The organism is Kocuria sp. KKT182, from assembly GCF_055635395.1.
The window spans coordinates 1724542-1736965 of the sequence record NZ_CM145757.1; the positions used below are offsets into that span (position 1 = coordinate 1724542).

Here is a 12424-nt window from a genome sequence, read left to right on the forward strand (position 1 = left end):
GGGGGTGCTGCGGGCGGGGCCGCGGGGGCGCGGTCAGGGCGCCGTGCGGTCGGTGTGCTCGGGCTGCCCCGGCTCCCCCACGGACCGGAGGCGGGAGCGGTTGCCGAGCGCCTCGTTGACGGCGCGCACCAGGGAGTTCGCCCGCGCGTTGTCCGGCAGCTGCTCGATCAGCACCGGGTTGCCCGCGGAGTCGGCCAGGGGCACGCGCCAGTTCGGGTACTCGTCCCCCGTGCCCGGCTGGTTCTGCATCCGGCGCTCGCCGACGGCGTCCACGAGGGAGACGTTGAACAGCAGCGCCGGGGACTGGGCGAGGTAGCGGTGCAGCGCCTCGACCAGGCCCTGCTCGTCCGTGGCGTCCCCGTCGGGGAGCAGCCCGTCCGCGGCGACGGCCGCGAAGAACGTGTCGAGCTGCCGGCGGGCCTCGGCCCGCTCCTCCTCCACGGGCCGGGCCAGCAGGCCCAGCTCCTGGCGCACGTCCACCTGCACGCCCTCCAGGAATCCCGCCGTGGGCGGGAAGTCGTGGGTGCTGACCGAGGCCATGCTCAGCTCCCGGTACTGCGCCGGGGAGAGCGGCTCGTCGCCGTCCACCTCGAACCACAGGATCGAGGTGCCCAGCACGCCGCGCTCCGCGAGGTACTCCCGCACCCACGGCTCGAGGGTGCCCAGGTCCTCCCCGACCACCACCGCCCCGGCGAGCTCCGCCTCGAGCGCGAGGATGCCGACCATCGCCTCGTGGTCGTAGTAGACGTAGGCGCCCTCCGAGGCCTCCTGGCCGTCCGGGATCCACCACAGCCGGAACAGGCCCAGGACGTGGTCCACCCGGATGCCGCCGGCGTGCCGGAAGATCGTGCGCAGCATGTCCCGCCAGGGCAGGTAGCCGGCCTCGGCCAGGCGCTCCGGGTGCCACGGGGGCTGGGACCAGTTCTGGCCCTTCTGGTTGTACATGTCCGCGGGCGCGCCCACGCTGACGCCCAGGGCCAGCACGTCCTGGAGCGTCCACGCGTCGGCGCCCTGCTTGTGCACGCCCACGGCGAGGTCGTGGATCACGCCGATGTCCATCCCGGCCAGGTGCGCCGCGCGCTGGGCGGCCTCGAGCTGCTCGTCCAGCAGCCACTGCATCCACACGTGGAAGTCGATCCGGTCGGACAGCCGGGTCCGCGCCTCCACCGCGTACGGGGCGTCGGGGCGCGCCGCGGCGTCGTCCCACTCGGGGGCGTCCTCGCCGAGCTCCTCCCGCAGCGCGCACCACAGGCCGAAGTCCTGCAGGCCCTGCCCGCCCTCGGCCACGAAGCGGCGCAGCTGCTGCTGGCGGTGCGGGGAGCGGCGGACGGTGAACAGGAGCTCGAGGCTCTTCAGCTTGGCCGCGTACGCCCTGTCCCGGTCGATGGTGCTGGTGTCGAGGTTGTCCTTGCGCTGGATGGCGGCCAGCGTGTTGACCACCTCGAGGTCGCCCGGGCGCAGGTAGGCGTACTCGGGGACCTCGGCGATGCGCAGGTAGAGGGGGTTGAAGAAGCGGCGGCTGGTCGGCAGGTACGGCGAGGGCTCCACCGGCGGTGCGGGCTCGGCGGCGTGCAGCGGGTTGACCAGCAGGTAGTCCGCCCCCTGCTCGCCCGAGATCGCGGCAAGGCTCGCGAGGTCCGAGGCGTCGCCCACGCCCCACGAGCGCCCGGAGGTCACCGAGTAGATCTGCGCCATGTAGCCCCAGCGGTGCCGGCCGTGCAGCCGGTCGGTGCTGGCGAGGTGCCGCGGGGTCACGGCCAGCGGCGTCGTGACCGCGCGTCCGCCGTCGACCTCGGGGCACTCGGCGCGGACCTCGTACCAGCCCACGGCGAGGCCCTCGGGCACCTCGAAGGTGGCCTGGCCGGTGAGGACGCCGTCCACGTCCCGCGGGGAGCGCCAGTTGTCGACCTGGGGGGCGGTGGTCCGGGCGCCGCCCTCCGCCACGAGGGTCACGCGGACGGTGGAGCCGTGCGGGACGTGCACGGCGAAGCGGGTGCGCTCCCCCGCGACGGCGACGACCACGGGCGGCAGGACCCGCCGCCAGGGCGCCAGCTCCCGCTGGGCGAGGCACGCCTCGATCGCAGCGTCGTCCCCGGCGTCCGCGCCCAGCGCGTCGAGCACGGCGCGCAGCGTCGGCTCCGGGACCTCCCGCTCCTGTCCGTCGAACCCGGAGTAGGTCGTGGAGACCCGGTAGGCCTCGGCGAGCCGGCGCAGCGCGCCGTCGGTGGTGGTGGTGTGGGCCATGGACCCCACTCTAACCACCGGCGCGGCCGGAGCCGCAGGCTGCTGATGATCCGGGCGGCTACGCCAGGGTGCGGGCGACGTCGACGACGAAGCGGTACCGCACGTCCGAGGCGACCACCCGGTCGTAGGCGGCGTCGACGTCGTCGGCGCCGATCAGCTCGATCTCGGCCTCCACGCCGTGCTCGGCGCAGAAGTCCAGCATCTCCTGCGTCTGCGGGATCCCGCCGACCATCGACCCGGTGAGCACGCGCTGGGGGCCGATCAGGGCGCCCGGGCGGACGCTGTACGGCTCGGTGGGCAGCCCCACGGAGCACAGCACGCCGTCGACCCGCAGCAGGGACAGGTACTGCTCGACCGGCAGGTCCGCGGAGACGGTGTTGAGGATCAGGTCGAAGCGGCCCTTGTTGCGCTCGAAGGTCTCGGGGTCCTTCGTGGCCCAGTAGTCGGTCGCGCCGAAGGCCAGGCCGTCCTCCTGCTTGGACAGGCTCTGGCTCAGGACGGTGACCTCGGCGCCCATGGCGGCGGCGATCTTCACGGCGACGTGGCCGAGCCCGCCCATGCCCAGGACGGCCACCCGCCGGCCCGGTCCGGCGCCCCAGCGCCTGAACGGGGCGTACGTGGTGATCCCGGCGCACAGCAGCGGGGCGGCCCGGGCGGGGTCGAGCGCCTCGGGGACGCGCAGGACGAACCGCTCGTCGACCACGATCCCGCCGCTGTAGCCGCCCCGGGTGGGGGTGCCGTCGGCCTGGGGCGTGTTGTAGGTGGCGGTCACGCCCTCCGTGCAGAACTGCTCCTGGCCGCCGGTGCAGTACTCGCAGCGGCCGCAGGAGTCGACGAAGCAGCCGACGCCCACCGTGTCGCCGGGGGCGAAGCCGGTCACGGACTCCCCGACCGCGCGGACGCGGCCGACGATCTCGTGCCCCGGGGTGACGGGGTAGTGCGTGCCGCCCCACTCGTCGCGCGCGACGTGGATGTCGGAGTGGCAGATGCCGGCGAAGTGGATGTCGATCTCGACATCACCCGGGCCGACCGGGCGACGCTCGATCGTGGTGCGGCGGAAGCCCGAGTCGGCGGAGACGGCCTCGAGGGCGGGGACGGTGGTCATGGGGTGCTCCTGTCGTGGTGCGGATGACGCCCGGCGGGGGTCGCCGGGCGGTGGTCGTGGGGTCCGGGGGCGTGCGGCCGGCGCCGGGACGGTGCGCTCACCAGGCGTGGGCGACGAGCTCGTAGGACCGGGCGCGCACCTCGGGGTCGTGGGCGTAGCTGTTGAGCATCAGCTCGTCGGCCCGGGTGAGCTCGACGATCTGCTCGAGATCGGCGACCACCCGCTCGGGCGTGCCGACCGCCGAGACGGCGAGGTGCTCCTGCACCATGCCCGCCTCCGCCGCGGTGAGCTCCACGCGCTCGACGGGCGGCTGGAGCGGCCGGCGGTCGTTGCGGGCGATCCCGCGCACCAGCAGCTGGTGGGTGCTGAACTGGCGCCGCGCCTCCTCGTCGGTGTCGGCGGCGAGGATGTTCGCCGCGACCATCACGTGCGGGCGCTCGACCGTGGCGGTCGGGGCCTGCGCGTCGAAGCGCTGCCGGTACAGGGCGATGGCGTCCATGATCCTGGCCGGGGCGAAGTGGGAGGCGAACGCGTAGGGCAGGCCGAGCCGGGCGGCGACCTCCGCGCCGCCCGTCGACGAGCCGAGGATCCACAGGGGAACGTCAGTGTCCCGGGCCACGGGCGCCCGGACGACCTCCTGCTCCTGCCCGCCGAACAGCCGCACCAGACGGCGCACGTCGGCCTCGAAGGTGTCGTGGCCGGCGTGGCCCCGCCGCAGCTCCAGGGCGGTGCGCATGTCGGTGCCGGGCGCCCGGCCCAGGCCCAGCTCCACGCGGCCGGGGTAGAGGTTGGCGAGCGTGCCGAAGGCCTCGGCCACGGTCAGCGGCACGTGGTTGGGCAGCATGATCCCGCCGGAGCCCACGCTGAGGCGCTCCGTGGCGGCGAGCGCCTGCCCGACGAGCACCGCCGTGGCGGAGGACGCGAACGCCTCCGTGTTGTGGTGCTCGGCGTACCACAGGCGCCGGTAGCCGGAGGCGTCGAGCCGGCGGGCGAGGTCCAGCGCCTCGCGGAGGGCGTCCGCGGTGGAGCGGCCCTCCGAGAGGGGCACGAGGTCGAGGGCGGACAGCGGGACGCGGGGCGTGGCGGGCAAGGGCGGGGCTTCTTCCGTCGGGGATGGCACGAAGGGGTTCGGTGGCGGCAACACCCCCGGCCGGGGTGCTTATTCCGGGCGTCCTCCCGGGCGTTGTCCTGCTCACACCCCCGCCCCGGACGGCGCCCGGTGGGGCACCATGGGAGCATGACGTCCTTCCCCGCCCCCACGCCGTCGCCGCCCACGTCCTCCCCCGAGCTGCCGGCGCCCGCCCCCGGGTGGGCCCCGGCGTGCGTGGTCTTCGACTGCGACGGCATCCTCATGGACACGGAGGCGAACTGGGCCCGGGTCCAGCGCGCCGTCTCGGAGCGCTACGGGCTCGAGTTCACCGAGGCGATGGAGCGCCGGATGATGGGCTGGTCCGCGGCGGACGTCGCCACGGCGATCGCCGAGGCCGCCCGGGCCGACCGCGCCGCGGTCCACGCAGACGTGCTGCGCACCGAGGAGGAGACGCTGACCGGGCACATCGTGCCCCTGCCGGGCGCGCTCGAGACGGTGCGCGCGTTCGCCGAGCGACTGCCCGTGGCCGTGGCCAGCAACTCCACGAGCACGATCCTCGGCGTGAAGCTGGAGGAGGCCGGCTTCGCCCCCCACCTCAGCACCTGGGTCTCCTCCGAGGACGTGCCGCGCGGCAAGCCGGCCCCGGACATCTACACCGAGGCGGTGCGGCGGCTGGGCTTCGCCCCGGGTGAGGCCCTGGCCGTGGAGGACTCCGTGGTGGGCGCGACCTCGGCCGTGGCGGCGGGACTGGTGGTCGTGGCCGTGCCGTCCGTCCCGGACGGGGACCCCGTGCCCGCCCACCACCGGGCCGCGACGCTGACGGACCCCGTGTTCCGGGAGCTCATGACCCGCTGGCTGGGCTGAGCCGGGCGCCCGGAGCGCTCAGCGGTTCCAGAGACCGTAGGTCTGCGCCAGCTCGGAGACCTTGCGGGCCCGGGCCAGGCGGGGCAGATAGCTGCCGTCGCCCACCACGTGCCCGGAGTCGTGCTGCGTGATGAGCTCGCGGGCCCAGGTGATCTCCTGCTCGCTCGGAGCGAGGTGGCGGTTGATCCCGTCGGTCTGCTGCGGGTCCAGGCACAGCTTGCCCGTCATGCCCATGGACTGTGTCACGGCGCACGCCTCGGCGAGGCCCTCCTCGGAGGCGCCCAGGGTCGGCCCGTCGATGGGACCGGGCAGCTCCCCCACCCGGGAGGCCACCACGAGGCTCGAGCGCGCGAACGCGAGCGCCAGGGGGTCCGCGCTGACGCCGGTGTCCCGGCGGAAGTCGCCGACCCCGAAGGCGAGCCGGAACACGCCCGGGGCGCGGGCGATGTCGTTGGCGTTCATGATCCCCACCGCCGACTCGATGAGCGCCACCACGGGGGTGCCGGCCGGGGCCATCATGGCCGTCTTGGTGATGTGGTCGGGGTGCTCCGTCTTGGCCAGCATGATCCCGCGCAGGTGGCCGACCCGGCTGAGCGCGGCGAGGTCCTGCTCCCAGTACGGCGTGGTGATGTCGTTGATCCGCACCCATGCGCTCGCCCCGGCCTCGAAGGCCTCGACGACGTTCTGCCGGGCCTGGTCCTTGCCCTCGGCGGGAATGGCGTCCTCGATGTCGAAGACCACGGAGTCCGCCTCGGAGGCGAGGGCCGCGGGGAAGACGGACGGGTCGGCGGCCGAGGTGAGCAGCCAGGAGCGGGACAGGCGGGCGGGCAGCGCGGCGGCGCGCTGGTTGCGGTAGGGGGCCACGTGAGGGTCCTTTCCGGGATGAGGTCAGCGGGGACGGGAGACCCCTGGGCACCCGTCCCCGTGAACGGGCCCGGGCCGTAGGAGCTGTCCAGTCTAGGCCGCGCGCCGATCCGGCGGAACGCTCAGACGGTCAGGGGCGTGTGACGTCCGTCAACCCGCTCCTCCGGTCGGACGGGGCCCGGCGCGGTCCCCGCCCCGAAGGGCGAGCCGCCGAGGGCCTCCCGGCCGTGCGCGGACACCCAGTTGGCCAGGTCCGGGCCCACGGGCACGATCTGGTTCGGGTTGATGTCCTCGTGGACCACGAAGTAGTGCTGCTTGATCTGCTCGAAGTCCACGGTGTCGCCGAAGCCCGGCGTCTGGAAGAGGTCCCGGGCGTAGCCCCACAGGTGGGGCATCTCGGTGAGCTTGTTGCGCGAGCACTTGAAGTGCGAGTGATAGACCGGGTCGAAGCGCACCAGGGTGGTGAACAGCCGCACGTCCGCCTCGGTGATGTGCTCCCCCATGAGGTAGCGGCGGGTCGAGAGGCGGTCCTCGAGCCAGTCCATGGCGACCCACAGCCGCTCGTAGGCCTTCTCGTGGGCGCGCTGGGAGCCGGCGAAGCCGCACCGGTAGACCCCGTTGTTGACCTCGGTGTAGACCCGTTGCATGACCTCGCGCATCTCGTCCTCGAGATCGGCCGGCCAGAGGTCGGGGGCGCCCTCGCGGTGGAAGGCGCCCCACTCCTTGGCGAGGTCCTCCGTGATCTGCGGGAAGTCGTTGGTCACCACCTGGCCGCTCGCGATCTCCACGACCGCCGGCACGGTGATGCCCCGCGGGTAGTCGGGGTAGCGGGCGAAGTACGCCTCCTGGAGCCGCTCGATGCCCAGCACCGGGTCCCTGCCGTCCGCGTCGAGGTCGAAGGTCCACGACCGGACGTCGTGGACGGGACCGGGCAGCCCCACGGAGAGGGCGTCCTCGAGCCCCAGGAGCCGTCGCACGATGAGGGTGCGGTTGGCCCAGGGGCAGGCCCGCGCGGCGACGAGCCGGTAGCGGCCGGCCTCGACGGGCCAGGCCCGCGCCCCCTCGGGCACGTCGGCGCGCGCCGGGTCGCGGACGATACGGTCCTCGATGTAGGCGGTGTCCCGGGTGAACTCCTCGCCGGGATGCACGTAGGCGCCGGCGGTGCTGTGCTCGGACCGCTGGGTGCTGCGCTGTGACATGGTGGCTCCTCGCGGTGCGGCGGGACGGGGCGCCACCGGCCGGGACGACGGTCGGCGGCGGGACGGCCGCACCTCCCGCCCCTCGGTTTTGATGATATGTCAATCACAGAGAGGGCGCCAGCGGGAGCTCCCGTCGGAGGCGAGGTCTACAGTGGAGGCGTCCGGCACCCTCACACCACGGAAACAGCCCGCCCATGAGTACCCACGGCAACGAGCCCGAGTACGGCCAGCGCCTTCCCCCGCAGCACGTCCCGCCCCGGACCGCGCCCCGGGGGGCCCGCGGGCCTGCGACCTCGCCCCGGGCCGCCCGGCGGATGGCGCGCGGGCTCTCCTTCACCCTCGTCCTGCTGGGCCTCCTGCTCGGCGGCGGACTCGCCGCCCTGGGCCACGCGTGGGGGTGGGCGGTCGGAGCGCTGCTCGGGCTGCCCGGGCTCGCGGGCTTCGTCGTCGTCCAGGCCCAGCTGCACCCGGCCCTCCGGGACGCCTCGGTGCCCCCGCTGCGGAGCCGCTCGAAGCTGTGGCTCGTCCCCGCCGCCCTGCTGCTGCTGGGCCTCCTGCCCCTCGCCGGGGTGTTCGCTGTCCAGCCGCTGCTGGCGGGCACCACGGGTGCGCACCTGGCCGACGAGTACGCCAGCGTCCTGGTCGTCTCGGGGATGACGCTGGTCGTCGCGGCCGGCCTGGGCTTCGGACTCGTCGCCATGGCCTCGTTCACCCCGGTCGACGACGACGACTCCCCGCTGCGCCCCACCGGCTACGCCGAGCGGCTCCGGCGGCCCGCGCGCGGGCCCGGCGACCTCTACGACTCGGAGTGGATCCACCGCCGCCCGGCACGGTACGGCCGCGACGCCGGCGACCGCCCGGACCCGCCGGAGGACCCTGTCGGCGGTTGACATTTGTTGACACGTCAATTTATAGTGGGGGTTTTCCCGCGCCACGAGAGGACCGCCGCATGAGCCACCCGGAGACCGATGAGGTCAACTGGCTGTCCGACGAGGAGCAGCGCGTCTGGCGCGGCTTCCTGGCCCTGAGCCGCGGCATGCAGACCGCGGTGGACCGCCAGCTGTCCCGGGACAGCGCGCTGTCCGGCTCGGAGTACGAGGTCCTCGTCCAGCTGTCCGAGAGCAGCACCGGCGTGATCCGCTCCCGCGACCTGCTCCACGAGCTCGGCTGGGAGCGCAGCCGCCTCTCCCACCTGCTCTCCCGCATGGCCCGGCGCGGGCTGCTCGAACGGCTGCCGTGCGACAGCGACGCCCGCGGCCTCGACGTGCGGATCACCCCGGAGGGGCGGCGTGCCATCGAGGCCTCCGCCCCCGGCCACCTGGAGCTCGTGCGGGCGGCGCTGATCGACCACCTGACCCGGGAGGAGATGGACGCGCTGCTCTCCGTCTCCGGCAAGGTGCTCCCCCGGCTCGAGGAGCTGGGGCTGTGCTGACGCCGGGCGCCTGAGCCGCCCACCGGCCGAGGCCGTCCGCGGCCCGGAACCGCCCCGCGCAGGGGACAGGCCCTGCCGCATGGGGGGATCGGCAGGGCCTGTCAGGCATCCCGATCGGGGGAATGGGACACCAGTCGCCGGCAGGAACCATCCGGAGGCAGATGGGGGGATCACCTCCGGGCCATCGCCGACGACAGATTTACCTTAGACCCAGTGATCTGCATGAGCAAGCCGCCTGTGCGTTTTGTGTCCTCGACGGCCGCGGCGGCCCGGGAGGCGACTTCGGGCGCGCTCGGCGCCGTGGCCGGACGGCCCGGCCGGGACACAGGAGCACCCCCGCGGGCCGAGGCCTGCGGGGGTGCTCCTGTGCGCCGCGGGCGGTGCGCCCGCGGCCGGCGTCCTACTTGGTCTGGCCCTCCTTGGCGAGGACGTAGTCGTAGACGACCTCTTCGCCCGCGCCGCCGTCGGTGCGCGGCTTCGGGTCCAGCATCAGCTCGGGCTTGACCGCCGAGGCGATGTCGTCCGCGTTGTGCGGGTCGCCGGGGAAGTACAGCTGCTGGGTGACCAGCTGGTGGCCCGGGGCCGAGACCTTGATGTGGATGTGCGCCGGGCGCCAGGCGTGCCAGCCGGCCGCACCGATGAGCTGCCCGCAGGCCCCGTCGGTGGGGATCTGGTACGGGGCCGGGCGCTTGGTGTTGATCTCGAAGTACCCGTTCTCGTCGGCCTTCACCGTGCCGCGGAAGAGCCACTCGGGCAGCTCCGGGGCGTACTGGGAGTAGAAGCCGTTGGCGTCGGCGTGCCAGATCTCCACCTGGGCGCCCTGCAGCGGGTTGCCGTCGGTGTCGGTGAACCGGCCCTTGAACAGCAGCGGGGTGCCGGGCTCGTCCTCGCGCATCTGCAGGGTCGCGGGAGTGGGCAGCACCGGGGAGTCCGGCACGTAGTAGGGGCCCTCGATGGTGCCGACGGCGCCGGGGCGCTCCTGGGAGTTGACGTCCTCGATGGTGTGCTCCAGCCACACGTCCAGGAACAGCGGCCACTCCCCGTCGGTGCCGACCTTGATCAGCCACGCCTTCAGCGCGTTGTACTCCTCGTAGGTGACCTGGTGCTCGACCGCGATGTCGTTGATCGCCTTGATCGCCGCACCGGCCAGCAGGGACACCCGCTCCTTCGGCACGTCCAGCTTCGCCAGCTTGCCCGAGGCGGTGAACCGCTCGGTCGCCTTGGACCCGGCCTCGACCGCGGTGCCCTCGTTCTCCTTGCGCGTTGCCGCGTGGGTCTCCGTCATGGTGTGCTCCACATTCCTCGTTGAACGGTGATCAGGGACGCCCCTCGTGCCCGCCGCTCCCGACGCGGCTCGCGGCCGCCGGCTCGGGCCCTCCGGCTGTGACACCGGACACGTCGACGTCTCCACCAGCCTAGGGGTGCGATCAGGACGCGACAAATATCAATTAGGCGTCTTTTCTGCACCCAATAAGGCATAAACACCCCCTGGGTTAGTCCTAGGGGTTTGCCTGATGTGAGCGGAGTCACGGCGCACCAGACTGGCTCCGTACCGTCCGGCAGGAGCCGGTCGCAGACTTCGGCCCGCACGTCCCGAGCAGACGTCCCGCCCAGACATCCCGAGCAAGCAGCCCGACCAGGCAGCCCGACCAGAAGGAGCACGTCATGACCGAGAACCTGACCCACGTCCGCGAGGTCCTCTCCGACGCCGTGGTGGACGACCGCGAGAACGGGCTCATCCGGGCCAAGCGGGAGATCTTCACCGACCAGGAGATCTTCGAGCTGGAGATGAAGTACATCTTCGAGGGCAACTGGGTGTACCTGGCCCACGAGTCGCAGATCCCCAACGTGGGCGACTACTTCACCACCTACATCGGCCGCACCCCGGTGGTCATCACCCGTGACAAGGAGGAGAAGCTGAACTGCATCGTCAACGCGTGCTCCCACCGCGGTGCGATGCTCTGCCGGCGCAAGACGGACAACCGCACCACCTTCACCTGCCCCTTCCACGGCTGGACGTTCAAGAACTCCGGCGAGCTGCTCAAGGTCAAGGACGGCCGCAACGGCGGCTACCCGGAGAACTTCAACAAGGAGGGCTCGCACGACCTGACCAAGGTCGCCCGCTTCGACTCCTACCGCGGCTTCCTGTTCGGTTCCCTCAACCCGGACGTGCTGCCCCTCGAGGAGCACCTGGGCGACGCCACCACGGTGATCGACTCGATCGTGGACCAGTCCCCCGAGGGCCTCGAGGTGCTGCGCGGCGCCTCGACCTACACCTACGACGGCAACTGGAAGGTCCAGGCGGAGAACGGCGCCGACGGCTACCACGTGACCTCGGTGCACTGGAACTACGCCGCGACCACGGCCCGCCGCACCGCCGGCGACTCCGCCAACAAGACCAAGGCCATGGACGCCGGCAAGTGGGGCAAGGTCAAGGGCGGGTTCTACTCCTACGAGCACGGCCACCTGCTGCTGTGGCAGGAGTGGACCAACCCGCAGGACCGCCCGCTGTGGGACCGCCGCGAGGAGCTCGTCGACAAGTACGGCGAGGAGATGGCGAACTTCATGATCAACATCTCGCGCAACCTGTGCCTGTACCCGAACGTGTACATCATGGACCAGTTCTCCTCGCAGATCCGCCACTTCCGGCCGATCTCCGCGGACCAGACCGAGGTCACCATCTACTGCATCGCCCCCAGAGGCGAGTCCCAGGAGAACCGCTCCAAGCGCATCCGCCAGTACGAGGACTTCTTCAACGCGACGGGCATGGCGACCCCGGACGACCTCGAGGAGTTCCGCTCCTGCAACAAGACCTACTGGGCCACCTCCGCCCCGTGGAACGACATGTCCCGCGGCGCCGCGCACGAGATCCAGGGCCCGGACGAGCAGGCCCAGGCCCTCGGCATGACCAAGGTCATCGCCTCCGGTGTGCGCACCGAGGACGAGGGCCTGTACCCCGTCCAGCACGGCTTCTGGAAGGACGTCATGGACAAGGGTCTGGCCGCGGAGGAGCGCGCCGCCGCGCAGTCCGCTCCCGTGACCGCCTGACCCGGACTCCCCGAACCACAGAAAGAGTGCAGAACACCATGACCAACCTGCTGAACCCCCTGGCGGCGCTGAAGACCGCCGAGGAGATCGCGACCCTCGAGACCGTGCGCGCGTTCCTCTACAAGGAGGCACGCCTGCTGGACGACCGGCAGTTCGACGAGTGGCTCGAGTGCTACCACCCGGACTCCGAGTTCTGGATGCCGTCCTGGGACGACGACGACCGGCTGACCGAGGACCCCCAGAACGAGATCTCCCTGATCTACTACGACAACCGCGGCGGCATCGAGGACCGCGTGTTCCGCATCAAGACGGACCGCTCCTCCGCCACGTCCCTGCCGGACCCCCGCACCGGGCACAACATCACCGACGTGGAGGTCCTCGAGCACGACGGCGACCGGGTGCAGGTCCGCTTCAACTGGTTCACGCTGTACTTCCGCTACAACACGACGGACACGTACTTCGGCACCAGCTTCTACACGATCGACCTCTCGGGCGACGAGCCGCTGATCCTGAAGAAGAAGGTCGTCCTGAAGAACGACTACATCCACCACGTCGTGGACGTCTACATGATCTGACGC

At 72.3% G+C, this 12424-nt stretch carries 11 protein-coding genes; 5 read left to right on the forward strand and 6 right to left on the reverse strand.

The features are described 5' to 3' along the window. Nucleotides 1-33: 33 nt before the first annotated feature. The 3 genes from malQ to ACZ2G1_RS07955 form a co-directional block, all read right to left on the reverse strand. Complete coding sequence (gene malQ / locus ACZ2G1_RS07945) at nt 34-2244, reverse strand: 4-alpha-glucanotransferase (RefSeq protein WP_470377667.1); 2211 nt, start codon at nt 2242-2244, stop codon at nt 34-36. 58 nt (nt 2245-2302) lie between these two features. Continuing rightward, nucleotides 2303-3349, reverse strand: coding sequence for an NAD(P)-dependent alcohol dehydrogenase (locus tag ACZ2G1_RS07950; protein WP_017832646.1), 1047 nt, complete (start codon nt 3347-3349; stop codon nt 2303-2305). A 97-nt stretch (nt 3350-3446) separates the two neighbouring features. Continuing rightward, nucleotides 3447-4439, reverse strand: a complete 993-nt coding sequence (locus tag ACZ2G1_RS07955; RefSeq protein WP_095650355.1) for an LLM class flavin-dependent oxidoreductase — start codon at nt 4437-4439, stop codon at nt 3447-3449. Between the two features lie 147 nt (nt 4440-4586). On the opposite strand from ACZ2G1_RS07955, the gene ACZ2G1_RS07960 reads away from it, so the two are divergent. Next, nucleotides 4587-5303 carry an HAD family hydrolase gene (locus ACZ2G1_RS07960; protein ID WP_017832648.1) on the forward strand — a complete coding sequence of 239 codons (717 nt, stop codon included), beginning with the start codon at nt 4587-4589 and terminating at the stop codon, nt 5301-5303. A gap of 18 nt (nt 5304-5321) precedes the next feature. On the opposite strand, the gene ACZ2G1_RS07965 is transcribed toward ACZ2G1_RS07960, so the two are convergent. Both ACZ2G1_RS07965 and ACZ2G1_RS07970 read right to left on the reverse strand, forming a co-directional pair. Further along, nucleotides 5322-6167, reverse strand: coding sequence for an HpcH/HpaI aldolase/citrate lyase family protein (locus ACZ2G1_RS07965; RefSeq protein WP_017832649.1), 846 nt, complete (start codon nt 6165-6167; stop codon nt 5322-5324). Nucleotides 6168-6289: 122 nt separating this feature from the next. Then, the gene (locus tag ACZ2G1_RS07970; protein ID WP_017832650.1) at nt 6290-7366 is read right to left on the reverse strand and encodes a glutathione S-transferase family protein; all 1077 of its coding nucleotides are present in this window, start codon (nt 7364-7366) and stop codon (nt 6290-6292) included. Between the two features lie 194 nt (nt 7367-7560). On the opposite strand from ACZ2G1_RS07970, the gene ACZ2G1_RS07975 reads away from it, so the two are divergent. Beyond that, the gene (locus ACZ2G1_RS07975) at nt 7561-8256 is read left to right on the forward strand and encodes a hypothetical protein (protein WP_470377668.1); all 696 of its coding nucleotides are present in this window, start codon (nt 7561-7563) and stop codon (nt 8254-8256) included. A gap of 59 nt (nt 8257-8315) precedes the next feature. Continuing rightward, complete coding sequence (locus tag ACZ2G1_RS07980; protein WP_017832652.1) at nt 8316-8798, forward strand: MarR family winged helix-turn-helix transcriptional regulator; 483 nt, start codon at nt 8316-8318, stop codon at nt 8796-8798. Between the two features lie 400 nt (nt 8799-9198). On the opposite strand, the gene catA is transcribed toward ACZ2G1_RS07980, so the two are convergent. Continuing rightward, nucleotides 9199-10083, reverse strand: a complete 885-nt coding sequence (gene catA / locus ACZ2G1_RS07985) for a catechol 1,2-dioxygenase (protein ID WP_035928370.1) — start codon at nt 10081-10083, stop codon at nt 9199-9201. Nucleotides 10084-10463: 380 nt separating this feature from the next. Here catA and benA point away from each other — a divergent pair, with 380 nt between their 5' ends. Then, nucleotides 10464-11846 (forward strand): benzoate 1,2-dioxygenase large subunit, encoded by a 1383-nt coding sequence (gene benA, locus ACZ2G1_RS07990; protein ID WP_017832654.1) that lies wholly within the window; start codon nt 10464-10466, stop codon nt 11844-11846. A 38-nt stretch (nt 11847-11884) separates the two neighbouring features. Next, nucleotides 11885-12421 (forward strand): benzoate 1,2-dioxygenase small subunit, encoded by a 537-nt coding sequence (gene benB / locus ACZ2G1_RS07995; protein ID WP_017832655.1) that lies wholly within the window; start codon nt 11885-11887, stop codon nt 12419-12421. The last annotated feature ends 3 nt before the right edge of the window (nt 12422-12424 follow it).

Bases quoted from the DNA above. Each gene is read 5' to 3' on its own strand.
- malQ (WP_470377667.1), bottom strand. From the start codon at position 2,244: ATGGCCCACACCACCACCACCGACGGCGCGCTGCGCCGGCTCGCCGAG.
- ACZ2G1_RS07950 (WP_017832646.1), bottom strand. From the start codon at position 3,349: ATGACCACCGTCCCCGCCCTCGAGGCCGTCTCCGCCGACTCGGGCTTC.
- ACZ2G1_RS07960 (WP_017832648.1), top strand. From the start codon at position 4,587: ATGACGTCCTTCCCCGCCCCCACGCCGTCGCCGCCCACGTCCTCCCCC.
- ACZ2G1_RS07970 (WP_017832650.1), bottom strand. From the start codon at position 7,366: ATGTCACAGCGCAGCACCCAGCGGTCCGAGCACAGCACCGCCGGCGCC.
- ACZ2G1_RS07975 (WP_470377668.1), top strand. From the start codon at position 7,561: ATGAGTACCCACGGCAACGAGCCCGAGTACGGCCAGCGCCTTCCCCCG.
- ACZ2G1_RS07980 (WP_017832652.1), top strand. From the start codon at position 8,316: ATGAGCCACCCGGAGACCGATGAGGTCAACTGGCTGTCCGACGAGGAG.
- catA (WP_035928370.1), bottom strand. From the start codon at position 10,083: ATGACGGAGACCCACGCGGCAACGCGCAAGGAGAACGAGGGCACCGCG.
- benA (WP_017832654.1), top strand. From the start codon at position 10,464: ATGACCGAGAACCTGACCCACGTCCGCGAGGTCCTCTCCGACGCCGTG.
- benB (WP_017832655.1), top strand. From the start codon at position 11,885: ATGACCAACCTGCTGAACCCCCTGGCGGCGCTGAAGACCGCCGAGGAG.